At 37.5% G+C, this 18,926-nt stretch carries 18 protein-coding genes and 1 pseudogene; 3 read left to right on the top strand and 16 right to left on the bottom strand.

All coding sequences use genetic code 11. The features are described 5' to 3' along the window. Positions 1-135 precede the first annotated feature (135 nt). Both AC806_RS00645 and AC806_RS00640 read left to right on the top strand, forming a co-directional pair. The gene (locus tag AC806_RS00645) at positions 136-816 is read left to right on the top strand and encodes an IS6-like element IS1216 family transposase (protein WP_001015311.1); all 681 of its coding nucleotides are present in this window, start codon (positions 136-138) and stop codon (positions 814-816) included. 381 nt (positions 817-1,197) lie between these two features. After that, positions 1,198-2,556, top strand: a complete 1,359-nt coding sequence (locus AC806_RS00640) for an IS4-like element ISTeha3 family transposase (RefSeq protein WP_069028524.1) — start codon at positions 1,198-1,200, stop codon at positions 2,554-2,556. Position 2,557: 1 nt separating this feature from the next. On the opposite strand, the gene AC806_RS00635 is transcribed toward AC806_RS00640, so the two are convergent. The 6 genes and pseudogenes from AC806_RS00635 to AC806_RS11805 form a co-directional block, all read right to left on the bottom strand. Next, positions 2,558-3,760 carry a dihydrolipoamide acetyltransferase family protein gene (locus AC806_RS00635; RefSeq protein ID WP_014123522.1) on the bottom strand — a complete coding sequence of 401 codons (1,203 nt, stop codon included), beginning with the start codon at positions 3,758-3,760 and terminating at the stop codon, positions 2,558-2,560. Between the two features lie 15 nt (positions 3,761-3,775). Continuing rightward, positions 3,776-4,804, bottom strand: coding sequence for an alpha-ketoacid dehydrogenase subunit beta (locus tag AC806_RS00630; RefSeq protein WP_014123521.1), 1,029 nt, complete (start codon positions 4,802-4,804; stop codon positions 3,776-3,778). A 20-nt stretch (positions 4,805-4,824) separates the two neighbouring features. After that, positions 4,825-5,793: a thiamine pyrophosphate-dependent dehydrogenase E1 component subunit alpha gene (locus tag AC806_RS00625; protein WP_014123520.1), complete on the bottom strand. Its 969-nt coding sequence runs from the start codon at positions 5,791-5,793 to the stop codon at positions 4,825-4,827. Between the two features lie 15 nt (positions 5,794-5,808). Further along, positions 5,809-7,161 carry a dihydrolipoyl dehydrogenase gene (gene lpdA, locus AC806_RS00620; protein ID WP_061841400.1) on the bottom strand — a complete coding sequence of 451 codons (1,353 nt, stop codon included), beginning with the start codon at positions 7,159-7,161 and terminating at the stop codon, positions 5,809-5,811. Between the two features lie 317 nt (positions 7,162-7,478). Then, on the bottom strand, positions 7,479-9,230 hold the full coding sequence (locus AC806_RS00615; RefSeq protein ID WP_041591736.1) for a sigma-54-dependent Fis family transcriptional regulator: 1,752 nt from the start codon (positions 9,228-9,230) through the stop codon (positions 7,479-7,481). A 188-nt stretch (positions 9,231-9,418) separates the two neighbouring features. Beyond that, positions 9,419-9,602: pseudogene (locus tag AC806_RS11805) on the bottom strand (glycine radical domain-containing protein); the annotation flags it as partial. A gap of 215 nt (positions 9,603-9,817) precedes the next feature. Between AC806_RS11805 and AC806_RS12050 the strand changes: the two are divergent. Beyond that, on the top strand, positions 9,818-9,979 hold the full coding sequence (locus AC806_RS12050) for an OsmC family protein (protein ID WP_014123516.1): 162 nt from the start codon (positions 9,818-9,820) through the stop codon (positions 9,977-9,979). 296 nt (positions 9,980-10,275) lie between these two features. Here AC806_RS12050 and AC806_RS11955 read toward each other — a convergent pair whose 3' ends face one another. From AC806_RS11955 to moaC, 10 genes are all read right to left on the bottom strand, one after another. Next, complete coding sequence (locus AC806_RS11955) at positions 10,276-11,184, bottom strand: IS3 family transposase (protein WP_197492659.1); 909 nt, start codon at positions 11,182-11,184, stop codon at positions 10,276-10,278. Next, positions 11,175-11,858 (bottom strand): helix-turn-helix domain-containing protein, encoded by a 684-nt coding sequence (locus AC806_RS11950; RefSeq protein WP_197492658.1) that lies wholly within the window; start codon positions 11,856-11,858, stop codon positions 11,175-11,177. Before AC806_RS11950 ends, AC806_RS11955 begins: the two co-directional genes overlap by 10 nt. A 232-nt stretch (positions 11,859-12,090) precedes the next feature. Further along, positions 12,091-13,413, bottom strand: coding sequence for an IS1380 family transposase (locus tag AC806_RS00600; protein ID WP_069028523.1), 1,323 nt, complete (start codon positions 13,411-13,413; stop codon positions 12,091-12,093). Positions 13,414-13,878: 465 nt separating this feature from the next. Continuing rightward, on the bottom strand, positions 13,879-15,177 hold the full coding sequence (ltrA, locus tag AC806_RS00590; protein ID WP_069028521.1) for a group II intron reverse transcriptase/maturase: 1,299 nt from the start codon (positions 15,175-15,177) through the stop codon (positions 13,879-13,881). A 627-nt stretch (positions 15,178-15,804) separates the two neighbouring features. Beyond that, the gene (locus tag AC806_RS12265; RefSeq protein WP_368393344.1) at positions 15,805-15,981 is read right to left on the bottom strand and encodes a DUF5626 family protein; all 177 of its coding nucleotides are present in this window, start codon (positions 15,979-15,981) and stop codon (positions 15,805-15,807) included. 16 nt (positions 15,982-15,997) lie between these two features. Next, positions 15,998-16,261: a hypothetical protein gene (locus AC806_RS00585; RefSeq protein WP_069028520.1), complete on the bottom strand. Its 264-nt coding sequence runs from the start codon at positions 16,259-16,261 to the stop codon at positions 15,998-16,000. 340 nt (positions 16,262-16,601) lie between these two features. Continuing rightward, positions 16,602-17,609, bottom strand: coding sequence for a GTP 3',8-cyclase MoaA (gene moaA / locus AC806_RS00580; protein ID WP_069028519.1), 1,008 nt, complete (start codon positions 17,607-17,609; stop codon positions 16,602-16,604). Between the two features lie 4 nt (positions 17,610-17,613). After that, on the bottom strand, positions 17,614-17,859 hold the full coding sequence (locus AC806_RS00575) for a MoaD/ThiS family protein (protein ID WP_069028518.1): 246 nt from the start codon (positions 17,857-17,859) through the stop codon (positions 17,614-17,616). Then, positions 17,843-18,265, bottom strand: coding sequence for a molybdenum cofactor biosynthesis protein MoaE (locus tag AC806_RS00570; protein WP_069028517.1), 423 nt, complete (start codon positions 18,263-18,265; stop codon positions 17,843-17,845). The genes AC806_RS00575 and AC806_RS00570 overlap by 17 nt, the downstream gene beginning before the upstream one ends. A 106-nt stretch (positions 18,266-18,371) precedes the next feature. Further along, positions 18,372-18,854, bottom strand: coding sequence for a cyclic pyranopterin monophosphate synthase MoaC (gene moaC, locus AC806_RS00565; protein WP_103083412.1), 483 nt, complete (start codon positions 18,852-18,854; stop codon positions 18,372-18,374). Between the last annotated feature and the right edge of the window lie 72 nt (positions 18,855-18,926).

Genomic DNA, 18,926 nt, shown 5'->3' with positions numbered 1-18,926 from the left:
TAAACACCATTTTAAAGGAAGCTGATCTTTTTTGTCCGAACAGCGTTCGGATTAATTTTACGGTTCTGTTGCAAAGTTTTAAATCTACTATCAAATAAGGTAGAATAATAGAAAAAGATAGCAGGAGGAATGACGATGAATCATTTTAAAGGAAAGCAATTTCAGCAGGATGTGATTATTGTAGCCGTGGGCTACTATCTTCGTTATAACCTTAGCTATCGTGAAGTTCAAGAAATCTTATATGATCGTGGCATTAACGTTTCTCATACGACGATTTATCGTTGGGTGCAAGAATATGGCAAACTACTCTATCAAATTTGGAAAAAGAAAAATAAAAAATCCTTTTATTCATGGAAAATGGATGAAACGTACATCAAAATTAAAGGAAAATGGCATTATTTGTATCGAGCCATCGATGCAGATGGTTTAACCTTGGATATTTGGTTACGTAAAAAACGGGACACACAAGCAGCCTATGCTTTTCTTAAGCGGTTAGTGAAGCAGTTTGATGAACCGAAGGTTGTAGTCACAGATAAAGCCCCCTCTATTACAAGTGCCTTTAAGAAACTAAAAGAATACGGCTTTTATCAAGGGACAGAACATCGTACCATTAAATACCTGAATAATTTGATTGAACAAGACCATCGTCCAGTAAAGAGACGCAATAAATTCTATCGAAGTTTACGCACTGCCTCTACCACGATTAAAGGCATGGAAGCCATCCGAGGATTATATAAGAAAACCCGAAAAGAAGGCACTCTCTTCGGGTTTTCGGTCTGTACTGAAATCAAGGTATTATTGGGAATCCCAGCTTAAATCATAGATACCGTAAGGGATTTTATTCTTTATTTAAAACTTTGCAACAGAACCATATTTCTGAAAAATTTATAAATTATACTAAAAATTATTCAAACCTTGGTATGCTCATTTTTCTAAAAAGAGAGCAAATTAAAAAAATGAGCCATACTAGGTTTTGAATAAATATAATTAGATTTAGAAAACCATTGAGAACTTTTTCTTTACTAAAATTATAAACTCAAGTTTCGCACATAAAAAAATAGGATAATCCATTGCCAGATCTGGGCCTGCATTGAATTCAATCGCCTTCTTGACTTTTTTAACAAAAGATACAAAAAGAACTCGCTTTGTTTTATAATTGATTTACCACAAATCAAAGACAAAGGAGTTCTTGCCCTTATGATACACTTAAAAGCCATCAAAAATCAATTACCAAATGAAGTAAAAGCGACTTTTTCCGAATTAAAGGTGCCTTCCTTTTTGCGTCAAGCTCACATCCACAAGCAAAAAGGCTATTCCGTCGCAGTCATCTTTACTTTTCTTTTTTCTTTAGTCTTTAAAGGCAAATCGCTTCATCAAGTCCTTTCTGGACGTGAGGCGGACCAATGGATGAAAAAAGATACGGTCTATCGTTTGATGAACGATCCTCACAATAACTGGCGGACCTTTCTTCTTCGTTTCAGTACTTCGGTGATCGAAAAGATCCATCGTCTGACGGATCCTCAAACTCATCTACGCACCTTGATTTTAGACGATTCTACCTTTTATCGAAATCGGAGTCAAAAAGTCCCTGGTTTAGCCCGTCTATGGGATCATGCCTTGCAAAAAGGCTACAAAGGATATCGTATGCTCACGTTGGGCTTTTCCGATGGGTATTCGTTTCTGCCTATTGATTTTAGTTTGCTTTCTGGCAATAAAAAAGTCCAGCCCACCATCTCTGTACAAGACCAGCGAACCGTGGGCGCTCGTCGATTCAAAGAAGCGCAGCGTCCCATGCCTGAAGTGGCGGTTGAAATGGTGGCACGTGCCCTTGATCAGGGCATTTATGCCACGCATGTGCTCATGGACAAGTGGTTTACTTGTCCGAAAATGATCGATCGGTTACACGATTTAGGCATTCATACGATAGGGATGATGAAAAACGGAAAAACAAAATATCTCTACCAAGGGCGTTTTTATAAATTAAGCGAACTCTACCAAAAATCGACGGAAGAAGTAACTGCTGAAGCTATTCTTTCGTCCATTATCGTCCAGCCCTGTGCTGGTCAGCATCCTGTGAAGATCGTTTTTGTGAAAAACCACAGTAAACAAAGTGCCTGGTTAGCCATTATGACGGATGATCTGACGCTGTCTTCTCAAGAGATCGTCAAAACCTATTCTTTACGGTGGGATATCGAAACATTCTTTAAAGCATCAAAATCACTGCTTCATTTAGCGCAAGAAACACAGACACGGAATTATCAAGCCCTGCTCTGTCACACGACCATTGTATTTACCCGTTATATTCTCTTGAGCTGGCAACAACGCTGTGCCAATGACGAGCGGACACTGGGCGGCTTATTTTATGAACTCGCAGATCAGATGAAAGAACTTGATTGGTCTGTGGCATTGCTTGAGTTGGTCAAGATCATTCAGGCTGTCAGCGAAAAAGCAGAAAGTACACTACAAGACTTTATTGAAAGTCAACTACAACACTGGATCGATACGCTACCCAACTATGTCAAGGTTTATCTACCGAATTTGGTGTGCGAAACTTGAGTTATAAAATCAACGAATACGGCATTTCCAAATATTCAACCACTCTAGAAAGGAAGTCAGCTGCAGGAGCACCATCAATTACTTGGTGATCAAATGTTAAGCTTAAAGGTAGTTTTTGTTTTTGGACAACTTGACCTTTTTCATCAAGTACTAATTCATTCAACATAGATCCAACGCCTAAGATTCCTGTTTCTGGCGGGTTCAAAATAGGAGTAAAGTATTCTGCGCCGCCTTTTCCTAAGTTAGTGATGGTGAATGTCGAACCGCTATAATTTTCACTCTCTAACGTTCCTTGTTTTGTTTTTTCGATTCGATCATTTAAAGTCTTTCCTAACTCAGTCAGTGTCATTTTATCGGCATTTTTTACCACTGGAACAATCAGTCCTTCATCTAGCGCCACTGCCATACCTAAGTGAACTTCAGCAAATTCTTCTAATTTTCCATCATGATATAAAGCATTCATTTTAGGGGTTTCCTGTAATGCTAAAGTTGTTGCTTTGGATAATAAAGTGGTTATACTCATTTGTCCATCTGTTAATGGTATCCCAGCATTTTCTTTCATTTCTTTCCTAAAAGCCATCAATTGAGTCACGTCAGCCTTTTGTTGAACTGTTACTTGAGCAGTATTTTGTAGACTTGATGTCATGCGTTGAGCAATCGTTTTCCTCATACCAGTTAAACCAGTGCCTACTGATGTCGTTGTCGTAGCTGCTACACTTTCTTCTTGAGGTTCGAACATTTCGACATCACGTCGCGTGATCCGTCCATTGCCACCCGTGCCATTGATTTGAGAATAATCGATACCTTGTTCTTTAGCAACTTTTCTAGCTAACGGAGTAATGAAAATCCGATCGCCCTTTGCTTTTTCCTCTTTCGGTTTTACAGGTTCAGGTTTTTTGTCTGATGGTTCTTCTGGAGTTTCTTCGGTTGTGTCTTTTTTTTCAGTTTTTGAAGAAACCTCTTCACCTGGCTCGCCGATTAAACCAATGGCGTCTTTACAAGGAGCTACTTCACCAGTAGGAACTAATATTTTTATAAGTGTTCCTTCTGCTGGTGCTTCAACATCATGGCTGAGCTTTTCTGAGCTGATTGTACATACCGCTTCTCCTTTCTCAACTTGATCTCCTTCACCTTTCAGCCAAGTATCTACTGTACCTTCTGTCATCGTTAAACCTAATGTCGGCATAATAATTTCTGTTGCCATACTTTTTCGCCTCCTTTATTGTTTTAAATCCTCAATAATTTCGGAAGCTGTATCCATTACACGATCTGCATTAGGAAGATACAGCTGTTCTAAATTCGAGGCAAATGGCACGGGAGTATCTGGTGCGCAGATACATTTAATAGGACCATCGAGGTAGTCAAATGCTTTATTTCCGACAACTGAAGCAATATCAGTCGCTGTATTATTATGTGGGTTGGCTTCGTCAATTATAGCTAAGCGACCTGTTTTCTTAATTGATTCGATCACTGTATCTTGATCCCAAGGTGAAACTGTCACAAGATCAATGACTTCCACAGACACGTTCTCTTTTTCTAATTTTTCGGCTACATCTAAGGCGACATAAAGCATCTTTCCGATTGTAACAATGGTTAGATCCGTACCTTCACGTTTTACTTTAGCTTTGCCAATTTCTACTTTATAATAGTCTTCGGGTACGTCTTCTTTAGTCCCTAAAAGGGTTTTATCTTCTGAAAAGACGACCATATTGTCTTCTTCAATTGCCGAAAGCATTAAACCTTTGGCATCATAGGCATTTGATGGAACAACAACTTTAACTCCCGGGATGGAACCAAATAAACCATAATATGAACCGGAGTGTTGAGCCGCGGCTCCTGCACCAGCCCCGTGAGTCGTGCGAATAGTTAAGGGAACTTTAGCTTTACCGCCAAACATATAACGCATTTTTGAGCCTTGCGTTAAGATGGTATCAAGACAGTAACCAATAAAGTCGTTAAACATTAATTCCACTACAGGACGTAATCCAGTAGCTGCAGCGCCGACAGCCGCTCCCATATAACCGTTCTCAGCAATTGGCGTATCCATCACTCGCTGGCGACCAAATTTCCCCATCAGCCCGCTAGTTACTCCAAAAACACCACCAAAGGCATCTTCATTTTCTTCTAAGTGTTCAACTGTAGCTCCACCAGATTGGTCTTCACCAATCAAAAATACATTTTCATCTTTATCCATTGCTTGCTCTAAAGCTTCATTTATTGCTTTCATCATAGTAATTTGTCTAGCCATATTACTCTCTCCTTTATTAATTATTCAGCAAAAACATCTTCATACAATGAATCTGGTTCAGGAATTGGGCTATTTTCAGCAAAATTAATTGCTGCTTGTATGTCTTCTTCCGATTGTTTATTGATAGTTTCCATATCTTTTTTGCTTAATAATTCTTCTTTAAGGGCGTAGTCTTTAAACTCTTCAACAGAATTACGATCAGCTAATTCTTTCTCTTTTCCTTCGTGTGCTTTATACTTTTGTTCGTCTCCTTCAAAGTGCCCATTATCACGATAGGTCAAACATTCAATCAATGTAGGCCCATTCCCTTTACGAGCACGATCAATAGCTTTTCCTGCTGCTTCATATACGGCAACAACATCTTTACCATCGACGGTTTCACCAGGGATGTCATAAGCAACTGCTCGTTCTGAAATTGTCTCAGTACTTGAAGCGTATTGATGCGGCGTCCCTTCACCATACATATTGTTTTCATTAACAAAGACAACCGGTAGTTTCCAAATAGAAGCAAGGTTTAAACCTTCATGAAAACTTCCCTCATTGGATGCTCCGTCACCAAAGAAACATACAGCAACATCTTTAGTTTTCAAATATTGATTACGCAATCCAGCACCAGTTGCTAAAGTTATACCGCCACCAACAATACCATTGGCACCAAGCATTCCCTTATCGATATCAGCGATATGCATGGAACCACCCTTACCTTTACCCAAACCAGTTTTTCGACCTAAGATCTCTGCCATCATCCCATTTAAATCACAGCCTTTAGCAATACAATGTCCGTGACCACGATGTGTACTCGTAATTGAATCATCTTCTGATAAATGGGCACAAACACCAGTCGCAATAGCTTCTTCGCCTGCATACAAATGTACAAAACCTGGAATATTGCCATCTGCGAAAAGTTCTTTAACCGAAGCTTCAAAATGCCGAATATCTTCCATCCTTTGCAATATCCATTTTGCACGTTCTTTATTTATTTTTTTCATATAAAATTCCTCCTCTTATCCGTGAATAGCTTGATCAATGATACTGTTTGCTTCTTCCCCAATAGCTTCAGATAATGTCGGATGAGCAAAAATTATGTCAGCTAATTCATCAACAGTTCCTTCAGATTCCTTGACTGCTAAAATCGTGTGAATCATTTCTGTTGCATGACTGCCAACTACCACTGCGCCTAAAATTTGCTGGTACTTCTGTTCACTAATAATTTTGACAAAACCCTCTGTTTCTGCAGAAGCTAGCGCTTTACCATTTCCAGAAAAGGGAAAGCTTTTGATGGTCACATCATGGTTTTCTTTTGCCTCGTCCTCACCTAAACCAAAACTTGCAACTTCCGGGTCAGTATATAAACAACGTGGGATCATATTTTGATCAACTGGATAGGTTTCTCCTCCACAGAATGCTTCTACTACACGTAATCCTTCCGCACTTGCAGCATGTGCTAATTGAAAACCTCCTATCATATCTCCAATAGCATAAATTCCCTTTTTACTGGTTTGATAGTGCTGGTCTACTTTAACAAAGTGTCCTACTTCATCCAACTCCAAATCTAACTGCTGCGGAACTTCCAAGTTTGCTTGTCTACCAGTAGCGATTAATAACTGATCAAAATACTTTTTTGTTCCATTTGACAACACAACAGCATCTTTTTTCACTTTCTCTATTTTGGCTTGAACAGTTACGTCGATTTTCATTTGCTGTAATTTCTTCTTAATTGTTTGTCTAGCTACGCTATCTTCTGTTAATAAAATATCCGAAGCAACTTCAATTAAATTTACTTTCACACCTAAAGGCTTCATGGCAAATGCTAATTCAACAGCAACTATACCACCACCGATCACTGTTAATTCTTTTGGTAATTCTTCCAGGTTAAAGAACGTGTCAGTTGTTAAATAATCTGCTTTATCAACTTCATTAATTGGGGGGATAAATGGATGACTCCCACAAGCTAAAAGTAGGTTTGTATAGCTAATTTTTTCTCCGTTTACAAACAGTTGTTGCTCTTGATCAAACGAAGCTAGTCCTTCGATATAATCGACTTTATTTTTTTGAAATAACTGTTTGATTCCCCCTTGTAAAGTTTGTATAACTTGATCTTTTCGCTGGACCATTTTAGCAAAATCAAGTGTTTCCTTATTGACCTGTAGACCATATTGATTAGCTTGCTCTGCAGATAAAATCCACTGTGCATGCGTTAAATAACTTTTTGATGGAATACATCCTACGTTCAAACATGCACCGCCGATATCTTTTTCCTCGATCACTGCTGTCTTTTTCCCTTTTTGCGCTGCTTTAATCGCACTTACATAACCACCCGGACCAGAGCCTATGACAACCAAATCATAATTTGCCATTCTTGCTAAACCTCCTTTTGCTAAATTGTTAAAATTTCAATACTCCTTTACCACCTTTCATTTATATAAACGCAACTTTTGTGCCAAGCAAAAAGGGAGTTAAAACAAATTTTCTTTTTCACAAATAAGTGCTAAATTTCTATTAAAAAATTTAAAAAACTATTAAAATAAGGTTTTGTCCAAGTGATTATTTCACAATTTTTTTAATAAAAATAGACGATGATTTAACTGTATTAGAGCTGAAACATATTGTTTCAGCTTGTCTCACATAAAATAACCGCAAACAACGAATAATCCTCATTCGTTTGCGGTCAAAATTACTTCATATTATGTGCTTTCATTTTTCGATAGAGTGTTGCCCGAGAAAAGCCTAGTCGTTTAGCTGTATTTGATATATGAAACTTTTCTTTTTCTAAAGCATTTTCGATCTCTTGTTTCTCGTTATTTGCCTTGGCATCAGTTACCTGTAAGCTTCCACTTTCAATCAATTCACAGATATCTTGTTTGGAAGGTTGTTCTGATGAATAGAAAACGTAAAGCCGTTCTAAAAAGTTATTAAACTCACGTACGTTTCCATACCAAGAATAATTTTTTGCTGCTTGAAAGATCTCTTCTTGCCAGTTAATCCTCCAATTTTTCTGCGTACAAAACTCTTGGATTAACGGACGAAGATCTATCAAACGCTCACGTAACGGTGGAATTGCTAATTGTCCGACAAAGATACGATAAAATAGGTCTTCTCTGAAACGTTGTTCAACAACAGCTTGTTTTAAATCCTGATTGCTTGCAGTAATTAAACGAAAATCGACCTTTTTTGGTAAACCATTGATCCGCGTTACCTGTTGGTCTTCCAACACACGCAACAAAGCGGTCTGCATTTTTTTCGACATATTATCAATCTCATCTAAAAACAGTGAACCTCCGTCAGCTTGTTCAATTTTTCCTGTATGGCCTTTACTATCTGCGCCGGTAAAAGCGCCTGGAGCATAGCCAAAAAGCTGGCTTTCTAGTAAGTTTTCATTCAATGCCCCACAGTTAAGAGCTACAAGTGGACCACTTTTTTTCGAACTATTATGATGAATCGTTTCGGCAATAATTTCTTTTCCGCTACCCGTTTCTCCATAAATATGAATCGGTAGGTCACTGGTAGCAAACATAACTACTTTCTTCAAAAACTTCTGATACTTCTCATTTTGGCTCGAAATTCCAGGATAGTAAAAACTGTTCTGTTCTGATGAGAAATCTTGGAGTAAAAACCGGTAACCCACTAATTCTTTATCTACATAAATTTCTTCTTGTTTATAAGTCGACTGACCATTTAAATAACTTCGGATATCATCACCGATCGGGAACTTATCTGTGTATTTATCAGAAATATAAACAATACGGAAATGTTCATCGCACAAAAGGTCATCTTCTGAATACTTAGCCACGTAACGAAGCAAACTATTCTTGCGCTCTAAATAATGATAGACAATTGTATTGGTTATTTTTTGTGTGACAACTCTTAACGGCAATTGGGCATCTTTTGACGAGCTATTTTGATATGTAGAAATATCAAGTACAGCAATTAGTTGATTTTCTTCATCAAAAATCGGTGAAGCAGCACAACTCCAGCTTCTAGAAGCTACAGAGTAATGCTCATCAAGGGTAAGCCATTCTTGTGATTTAGTTTTTAGTACTAAACCAATCGCATTTGTCCCTACCCCTAACTCTGACCAGCCGCTACCTTCTTGGAAAAAGATACCATTGGCGTAATCTTTTGAACGATAGCTACCCTCACGCCATAATATATTTCCAACTTCATCCGTTAGAACGAACAAAGGTAACTTCAATTCTAAGCAATTTTGCAATTCAGCGACTTCTTTTTTAACTAGTTGAATTAATTCCTGATGTTTTCTTCGTTGCTTTTTTAGCTCTTGTGCTGTCATTACTTTACGCGGTTTATGAAGATAAGGATCTACTTGGTTCATATAACATGTTTGCCAAGAATCAGCAATTTTTTCTGGCAAACTATCTAAAATTTCTTCGTCTCCATTAATAAATCGCTGCCAAATTTCTTGTTGCATATTGGTCACCTCATTATTTCCTTTCAACTTCATTCTAACATTTTTGGCCCAATATAAAAGCGATTTCAAAAAGAATAGTTCATATTTTTTAATTTTTCAGACAAATAGTGTAGGTAGTTAAAATATGACTGTCCCTATTTATCTAATCCTTATTACATTGCATGTTTCGTTCGTTCGATAATATCATATTAAGTAGCTTTTGATTGTACATTGAAGAAGACGGAATATCCAGCCACAAAACAAATAAATTCGATATTTTTCTAGACTTTTTTGCGCATCAAATAATGTTTTCTTAGAAATAGCATTATGTTGAATATGATATCCTTTAAATTTATTGAAAAACGTGCGTAATATCATAATTAATTTTTTCTTTTAGCTAGCGGTTCATTCAGCTAATTTATTTATAAATTAAAAAATTTGGTATTATACTTATAGAAGATAGATAATACGTAAAGGAGGAATAAATGGCTATTGAAACAACGACAACAAAAGTAATATTAAAAAGTGGCGTAAAAGTATCATGTAAATCTAGAAATTTTTAGTTTACTGTAGATGAGCCAAAATCTAGTGGTGGCACGAATGCTGACATGAATCCAGTAGAAACGTTATTAAATTCATTAGGAACTTGTTTAACAACCGTAGCAAAAACTTTTGCTAAATCTAAAAATATTCAGTTAAAATCTTTCAAAGTTGACTTGGAGGGCGAGATTAACTCTGATAGTTATACGGGAAAAAGATCCAAATGCTAAAAAGGGATTCTCAAAGATTAAGACTATCTTTTATATAGAAACTGATAATACTGAAGAAGAAATTAGGGACTTTATTGACTTTGTTAACCTGAATGATTTATAAAAATTTGTGGATAATGATGGGCACCCCGTCAAGTGGACACGGAAATATAATAAAATTTTTAGAGAACGATTTGCTGATTTTTGGCAAATCGTTCTTTTGTTTTTATGATGATTAAACTTTGACTACGTTTGGCTGAAATATACTTTTGACGAGCGAAAACCCAAATATCTCACGCATGAAAAGTATACGACGATTATGCGGCTATCAAAAGTTGCTGGTGGACTTGTAATGGTGTTTTTGATTTCAAACAACGTTGATAGCGGCCGTTGTTGTAATAGTGAATATAGTTTTCAATCATGGAAACAAGACTTTGGCGACTTGTAAATTGCCTACGATAGTACTTTTCCCGTTTTAATGTTCCCCAGAATCCTTCCATAGGGCCATTGTCAATACAATGAGCAACGCGGGACATGCTTTGTTTCATTCCCTGTTTCTTCAATCGATTGCTCATCTGTTGACTCGTATATTGAAACCCTCGGTCGCTATGAAAAAGCGGATGAGCATCTGGTTCAAGCCGCACTGCCTCATCGAAGGTGTCAAACACTAACTGATTGTCATTTCTGTCGCTGAGGACAAACGAGACAATCCGACGATCCGCCAAATCTAGAATGGCACTAAGGTAAACTTTCTTTACTTGATCACCTTCGTAATACTTAAACTCACTGACATCGGTTAACCATTTTTCATTGGGTTTATCCGCATGGAAATTCCGATTTAAGTAGTTCTTGGCAATATAATAAGGATTTTTGGCAGCCTTGGTACTTCCGTGAGGATGATGTTTGACTGTTGATTGAATTTGAAGGCTACGACAAATGCGCAATACTCTTTTGTCATTGACGTGTAAGCCATAATCTTGAACCAAGTCATCCCGAATTCTCCGATATCCCTTGTCGTTATCTGCCTCATAGATATATCTGATTAAATCTGCCAAGTGTTCGTTAAAGATCGTTTGCGCTGATTTTGGTTGCTTTAACCAGCGATAATAGGCGGATCTTGAGACATGGAGAAACGCACACATCGGTTTAATCGGATAATTTTTGATATCGTGCAGCGCTTTGATTGCTTCATATTCAAAAACGTGGCGGATAAGGTCTACTCCCACTTCCTTTCTAACGCCCTGACTTTTTTTAAGAGGTCATTTTCCATTTCTAATTGTTGGATACGACGTTCTTTTTCAGCTAAGCGATCCCGCATTTCTTCTTCTGGGGTTCGACTAGGTTTTGTTCCCGCACGATGTCCTCGTCGGTCTTTTAATCCTTGTTCGCCCATTTCGTCATATTTCAGTACCCAGTTACGAACTTGTTGGTAGGACACTTGATATTTGATGGCTGTTTCTCCATAGTTACGATCGTGCAAAATACAGTAATGGACGATCTCTATACGTTCTTTAAAGGTTGTTTTTCTAGATTGACTCATTTGACTTCCACCGCTTCCTGATTTGAAGTTTCCATGAGTATTATATACCTTAATCCAGTCTCGTAGTTGTTTATCACTTCTAAGTTTATATTTTTTTGTAATATCATTAAGGCTTCCTGTGCCACTTAAGTAATCATTAACTGCCTGGAGCTTTGTTTCAATACTGTAATGAGCATTCTTCTTTTTTGGTAGTAGACCCGTCGGACCTTCATTTTCATAAATCGTCAACCAATGTCTTAAAGTATCATTACTGATCCCCAATGTACTAGCGATATGATTCAAGCTATCTTTACCACTCAGATAGCTTTCTACTGCTTCTACCCGTTCTTTTGGGACAAGCTTCATCTCCCTTTTTGACACACAAAATCCCCCCTATATAGGACTTTTATATTTCAGTGTCCTGTATAGGGGGAGCATATCATAACGCATTCGACTGTTCAACGAGGTGACTTTTATGTTATTTTCCCTTTTTATCGCCGCTTTTGAATAAAGAATAGAAAGGGATGATCGAACGACGCTAAAAAAAGATAAAATTCTTCCTAGAGAATGAAAGCCAAGCCTTTTTTATCAAGAGGAAAAGGGGAAAAGTAAACTAGAGATTCAATCGCTGAATTCGTGTAAGGACTTCCCAAAAAAGCGTGTTGTAAACATTCGTACTTGATAAGTGAATTTGCACTTGACGCGCGTGTTCTGTGACTTTTCCAGCAATATGAAATAGTTGAAAACGGATCGTGTCAATCACCGTCGTCTTTTTCTCTTGCGGAAAAGTCAGCTGTTTCATCAAGTGGATGATATTATAGGCGATAAAACTTAGGGCTAAGCGAACCTTATTCGCTAAAAAGGAAGGACTGTCCGTTTTATCAGCGAAAAATCCGGTCTTCATTTCTTTAATGAAGTTTTCCATATTCCCTCGTTTTTGATAGAGCTGAAAAATGGTTTGGGGCGAAAGATGAGCGAAATCGGTCACCACAAATTGAAATTCGGAAAAAAGTAAAGTTTCGGCTTTTCGAGTAGCCTTGATGGCTACTGTTCGAGATCGGTCCCAAGAATCTGCTTGATAAGCCATCTTAAAATATTGATGTTCGGACTTTGTGTAGTCCGTACCGTTGGTATATTGGACAAGATGTTGCGCATAATGAATCAACCGTACGTTATTTTTCAATTTAATCACATAATGGGCGCCTCGACACTCACATTGTTTATAAATTTCCGGTTTGGCAAAGCCACTATCCCCGCGTACAAGCATTGTGGGATCACTCGAACGTTGTTGGTAATGCGCCAACATTTCTACGAGATAATCTTCGGCGTGGGTGGAGGTATAAGATTTGCCATGACGATGGCGAACATCTAATGCCAATCCGGTTAAACCTTCAAATGCCACAAATGGATGATACCCATTGAGGCCATAGTGGTAAATATATTCCCCTGCTTCTTGCTTTCCGTAAGTGGGACAACAGGTGGAATCCAGATCAAGCACGAGTTGTTGGCTGTTTTGCTGGTCCATGCCTAAATCGCCAAGTTTTTTCGCCACTTGTAATAGTTGATTAACATTTTCTTCTGTCAAGGTATGAAGCAAAGTAGACATCATAAATTGCGAACTAAGGCGTTCTTGTTTCAATGCTTCCTTAAAAAGGCGATCATATTGTAAGATATTGGCGTCTCGGTCTCGAGAATAACCAGCGATCAATTGATATAGCCATTGTTTTACGACATCCAGCCATTCATGTTGGGCGAAGGCACGATACTCTGGAATATGAACGTATTGCGCTAACAGGGAATCAAAACGAATTTGATTTAGAAACTCCGAAAGTAAGACGAGCCCCGCGTCATTGGTTAAGGTGCCACCGTCATTGGCGATCAAGATGGCTTTTTGCTTATTGAATGTAAGAGAATTTTGTTGTAAAGTGAAAGACATAAGAACGCACTCCTTATTGTTATGTTTCGTTGACTTTACAATAACACGAAGTGCGTTCTTTTTGTACACCCAGAAGGTGAAGCAACTCAACCTTTAGAAAAAAGCACATGCCAAGGATTGAATGATCCTGGGAAAAATTTATAAATCATTCAGGACAATTTAACTTTATTAAGTCAATTGTATCAAGTAGACATTTACGAATTGAACGGCCAAAATAAACCGGCTGATCCACCAATACAAATAAATAAAGAGTCCGAAAAGGAAAATAATTATAAAAACAAAGATAAAGACGAAGGACTTGTATTGTTGATCTTTTCTTGCATTTTATTTTTAATTGCGCCCTTTGGTGTTTTTATTGCTCCTATCATCATTTGGCATAATAGGGTAGAGGGGAAATAAGATTTCCGCCCCTCCCGTCGCACCGTACGTACGGTTCTCGTATACGGCGCTCCATTTGTATTGTTTTCACGCTTGATTAAGATAGTAATTTAAAGGATTGACCAATCCAGGTCGATCCTTTTTCTTTATGGCTAAAACTTTCGGACTTAGGGTAAAATTGACGACGTCCATGCCGCATTTCCTATACCAACCTAACCTCGAATTTGCCACCTTATAAATGTTCTCTTTCGTGAAGTGACACTTGAATAATCGGTTTAATTGTTGTAGGTTCGTATAGATTCGTTGTGGCAGTTTCCATTGCTTTATGATGATCACTCGGACTTTATGTCGTATCCATTGCCCAAATTTTGCTAGATAGGTTTTCATACGCCCGATACGGTAGTAATTGATCCACCCTCTTATCGTTTGGTTTAGTTTCGTAAATGTCACCGCTAAAGGTCGCGACACCGCCTGTTTTCTTTTAAGGATGGCTTTGGTTTTGTCATAGAGCTTTGTTTTACTGACTTTGCTCGGTTTACATTGCCACCCCTTTTGGTTCTTCCAGAAGGTAAAGCCTAAAAATTGACTCTGTGTTGGTCGTACAACCTTGGTTTTTGTGACGTTCACTCGTAAGAAAAGCTTTCTTTCAATCCAACTCGTAATGGATTTCATTACACGATTGGCTGCCCGCTCACTTTTGACAAAGATATCCGTATCATCCGCGTAACGAACAAAATGCAGTCCTCTTGCTTCTAGCTCTTTATCCAATTTATTCAAGTAAATATTCGCTAAAATGGGACTTAAAGGGCCGCCTTGCGGAACGCCCGTTTCATTTGGACGAACGAAGCCATTTTCCATAATCCCTGCTTTTAAGAAAACACGTATTAAGTGAAGTGTTTCTCTATCTTTGACCCGTTCTCTAAGGGTCGAGATTAATTTATCATGATGAACCGTATCAAAATATTTCTCAATGTCCATATCAATGAGCCATTCATAACCTTCATTCAAGTAATCAAGTACTTTTTCAATCGCTTGATGTGCACTTCGATTGGGACGAAAACCATAACTGCTTTCACTGAAGTGAACATCGAAAATGCGACTCAGCTGTTGCGCGGTTGCTTGTTGTACCACACGATCTACCACGCTTGGAATTCCTAAAGGTCTTTGTTTTCCATCGGGTTTAGGGATATAAACTCGTTTGACTGTTTTCGGACGATAAGTCATCGATCGAATCTCTTGAACAAGAGAATGTCCGTGTTGATTGAAGTAATGGTCAAGTTCGTCGACTGTCATTTTATCAACACCCGGAGCGCCTTTATTCTTTTTGACCTGCTCGATGGCTTGTCTCATATTTTGCTGGCTCGTGATCTTTTCAATGAATCTCATGCGCTGTTCCTCCTCTAGGTGTAGATGGATCCAAGATCGTCCTCACTACTTTTCCCATCGATAGTTACGTTCTACCGTTCTAGGGTATCCTCGTTTCCGGACTGCTTGGATATTTTCTTCTAGCGATTCACACTATACAAACATTCAGCCCTTCACTACATGTAATATCATAGCTACTATGGCCTCGGCTGACTTCTTACGACAAACCTTTTTCGACCGTTCGCAAACGTCCGTAAGATCTCCCAGGGTAAGACACTTATCTTTCTCTCCACAACCTCTTGATTTACTGTCTTGGTTTTACGTTTACCTTTTGGACTTCGGCTTGATATGCAGCCTTATCCACCATTTAGCCTCATCAAGTTCCTGTGCGTAGGTTCAAGAGATTTGCGCCACCACTTCCTTCACCCCATCATCGCTGATTTCGGCTTGTGGCTCGCTACACTTGGCGGTAACTACCCGTGACTAGACTTTCACTAGCTAGATAAATGCCATGCCTGGCACACATAAAAAGACCAATTTGTATTATAAATTGGTCTATATTGTTTGTATTGGAGCAATTCTATATAACTTATACACTGGTTATGGAAATTTATCGGATTATTTAGATTGGGGTGCTACTGAATATCATTAGGTTACTTGTAAACTTCCTCCACTAATGGTAGCAGTACATGATACATTGTTAGATAATAATCCTCTTTTATGGACGCCTTTCCATTGTGCTGTAGTATTACTTATTTTGTTTAAAGACGAGGACGTAAAACTTCCAGCGGTAGCTACTGCATTTAGACCGTAAGCACTGGTTATTTTGTTATTGTTAACGTTAATTTTGTAAGAAAGGTTCCAACCAGACCCTTTTTTTAGAGGCTGTATAAGCTTTATTTGCTAATAACGGTGAAGTATTTTCTTCTGATACTGTAATTTCAATTTCTTCTCTATTACTGTCGACATTATCGAACGTTTGCGTACCACCTACAGTTAAATCATATGAAGCATTTACTTTTTCGACTTCATCGGCCTTCGTGTTAACGGAAGTCATTAAAAATAATGAAATTACCCCTAACATAAGAAATAAAGCTTTTTTCATAGAATATCGTTCCTTATTTTTGCTATTTCCATAGTAGCGCTTCTTAAAAAAAGTAGCAAAGAATAGCTAAGATTTTTTGGAAGAAAAATAGATAAGCAAGAAAGAAAACGCATTAAAAATCCTTGAAAATGAGGAAATAAAGCAATAGAATAAGGGCAAATTAAAGAATGTAAGCAAAAAAAATTAATTATAACCCCACTACTAATAGGAGGCAGAAAAAACCGTGAATAACGATAAATAGTAGTGTCAAACGTTGCTATATAAACATTTTGTTCTTTAGTATGTGTCAATTTTTTATAAGGTAAAAAATAGGCGAGAGGTTTCTACTCTCGTCTATCAGTTAGCCATCAATTTGGCTCATATGTCGCCATGTTGGTTTCTTATTTTTCACTTGTTCTTGATTTAATAACGCCATTTCGTGATTCTTCGGTTTTATAGCTAATGCATGCTGGATTTTTTCTCGAAAGCTATCAAAGTCAAAAATAGCAGCCCGTATATTTTCTTCGTCATCCCAATAAAGACATGATTTTATATATCCGTCTGCAGTAATTCTCAATCGATTACAACTTTCACAAAAATTGCAACTGATAGGATGAATCAGACCAAAACTTCCTTTGGCTCCTCCAATTTTATAATTTTCAGAAGGGCCATTGCCATCTAATCTAATTGGTTCGTATATCCAATGGTTTGTTTGACACGCGTTAAAAATTGCATCTAAGCCGCGATACTGTTTTTTCCACCGTTCATCTTGTTGTATCGGCATAAATTCAATAAAACGAAGATTTACATCATGATCAAAAGTGTATTTCAAAAAATCTGCAATTTCGTGATCGTTTTGTCCATTTATAATTACGGTATTGATCTTTATTTTTTTAAAGGGCAACTGACTTGCAGTATCAATTCCTTTTAATAAACGATCTAAATTTCCCCCGCGCGTAATTTCTTTATACCGTTTTTTATCAAAAGTATCCAAACTAATATTTAAACGATTCAAACCAGCTTGATATAGTCTTTTAGCCATCTTGGGCAACGCAAGACCATTTGTAGTCATTGAAATATCATCAATTTCTGTTATCGCTGAAATCCCTTTAATGATTTCAATAATATCTGATCGCATTAGTGGCTCTCCACCGGTCAGTCTTACCTTTTTAATACCCATCCGCGCAAAATTTTTTACCATCTGAATGATTTCCGCACAACTTAATACACGCTCATCTGGAAAAAAAGGCAATCCTTCCTCGGGCATACAATAAACACAGCGCAAGTTACATTTATCGGTAACGGAAATACGAATATAATCATGTCTACGCCCAAATGAATCATGCAAGACAGCTTGTTGTTTCAACATAAGATCACCCTCCACTAACAGGTGGTATCAAAGCAATTTCAGCGATATCACTCATTACATAACTTTCTTTTCCAATAAAACTTTGATTGATCGCAACACTACATTCAGATATCTCTGCTTTGTATTGCGGAAATTGTTGTTTAATTGCTTCTAAGACAGTCACTTTAGTTACTTTTAGAGGTAAATCAACGATTACCTCATGATTTAGTTTCTCTCCTAAATAAGCAAACGCTTTAATTTTTGTCTGCATTCAATTCGCCTCCCCATCGAATTTTATCTGTATTAATTTCTTTTTTCCAAATTGGAACAGTTTCTTTCAAATGATCTATAATATATTGACAACCTGCAAAAGCTTCTTTGCGATGTGGGGCAGCAACACCTACAAATACTGCTTCTTCAGACAATGCTAAACTACCCAAACGATGCACAACAATTGCACTTGCACCCTTTTTTTCCACTTCACTCGTTAATTTCTCCAACTCTTTTATCGCCATTTTTTGATAGGCTGTATACTCAATTTCTTTTGTTTGAATTGTACCTGTCCACTCTCGTACAGTACCTGAAAATACAACAATACCACCGTATTGCTTATTTTTTAATTGTTGATACAGATAAAAAACATTGATTGGTTCATACTGTAATTTAACAATTGCCATTCATTTATTCCTTTCTCAAAGCACAGCAAACATTTCATTTATAAAAGCGCTTGTGTTACTTATCACTATTATAATCCAAAAAAGATTTTTTTTAAACAATATTTTTTTATTGTTTATTAAATACAAAATGACCGCTTTTTCCACCTTCTTTTTCTAACAAATGACAATCTGTAATTTGCATACTACGTTCCATTGCTTTACACATATCATAAATGGTTAGTGCAGCAATTTGACAAGCAGTCAGCGCTTCCATTTCCACGCCAGTTTTTCCTGACATTTTAACCATAGCAGTAATTGTTAGTGTATCTTTTTCATTATCTTCAAAAATAATATTCACTTTTTCTAAAGGTAATAAGTGACACATCGGAATCAGTTCACTAGTCTTTTTAGCTGCCATAATGCCCGCAGTTTGTGCAACTGCTAGCACATCTCCCTTTTTTACTTTACCATCTTTAATTCTTTGTAAGGTTGCCTCTTTCATGATTACTTTTGTTTGAGCGCTAGCTTTTCGCACAGACCTTTCTTTATCGCCGACATCAACCATATTCGCATGACCTTGCGTATTAAAATGGGTTAGTTTATCCATAATTTTTTCTCCTATCTGATATTAATAAGATTGCATTTCTAAAAATATATGCTATGTTAAAAAAAGAAGTTCAAT

This window comes from Tetragenococcus halophilus (assembly GCF_001712815.1).
GTDB lineage: Bacteria > Bacillota > Bacilli > Lactobacillales > Enterococcaceae > Tetragenococcus > Tetragenococcus halophilus.
This window is presented reverse-complemented; position numbering and strand designations above follow the sequence as displayed.

Excerpts from the sequence above, each read along its gene's own strand:
- AC806_RS00645 (WP_001015311.1), top strand. The coding sequence starts at position 136 with ATGAATCATTTTAAAGGAAAGCAATTTCAGCAGGATGTGATTATTGTA.
- AC806_RS00640 (WP_069028524.1), top strand. The coding sequence starts at position 1,198 with ATGATACACTTAAAAGCCATCAAAAATCAATTACCAAATGAAGTAAAA.
- AC806_RS00635 (WP_014123522.1), bottom strand. The coding sequence starts at position 3,760 with ATGGCAACAGAAATTATTATGCCGACATTAGGTTTAACGATGACAGAA.
- AC806_RS00630 (WP_014123521.1), bottom strand. The coding sequence starts at position 4,804 with ATGGCTAGACAAATTACTATGATGAAAGCAATAAATGAAGCTTTAGAG.
- AC806_RS00625 (WP_014123520.1), bottom strand. The coding sequence starts at position 5,793 with ATGAAAAAAATAAATAAAGAACGTGCAAAATGGATATTGCAAAGGATG.
- lpdA (WP_061841400.1), bottom strand. The coding sequence starts at position 7,161 with ATGGCAAATTATGATTTGGTTGTCATAGGCTCTGGTCCGGGTGGTTAT.
- AC806_RS00615 (WP_041591736.1), bottom strand. The coding sequence starts at position 9,230 with ATGCAACAAGAAATTTGGCAGCGATTTATTAATGGAGACGAAGAAATT.
- AC806_RS12050 (WP_014123516.1), top strand. The coding sequence starts at position 9,818 with ATGAATCCAGTAGAAACGTTATTAAATTCATTAGGAACTTGTTTAACA.
- AC806_RS00600 (WP_069028523.1), bottom strand. The coding sequence starts at position 13,413 with ATGTCTTTCACTTTACAACAAAATTCTCTTACATTCAATAAGCAAAAA.
- ltrA (WP_069028521.1), bottom strand. The coding sequence starts at position 15,177 with ATGAGATTCATTGAAAAGATCACGAGCCAGCAAAATATGAGACAAGCC.
- AC806_RS00585 (WP_069028520.1), bottom strand. The coding sequence starts at position 16,261 with ATGAAAAAAGCTTTATTTCTTATGTTAGGGGTAATTTCATTATTTTTA.
- moaA (WP_069028519.1), bottom strand. The coding sequence starts at position 17,609 with ATGTTGAAACAACAAGCTGTCTTGCATGATTCATTTGGGCGTAGACAT.
- AC806_RS00575 (WP_069028518.1), bottom strand. The coding sequence starts at position 17,859 with ATGCAGACAAAAATTAAAGCGTTTGCTTATTTAGGAGAGAAACTAAAT.
- AC806_RS00570 (WP_069028517.1), bottom strand. The coding sequence starts at position 18,265 with ATGGCAATTGTTAAATTACAGTATGAACCAATCAATGTTTTTTATCTG.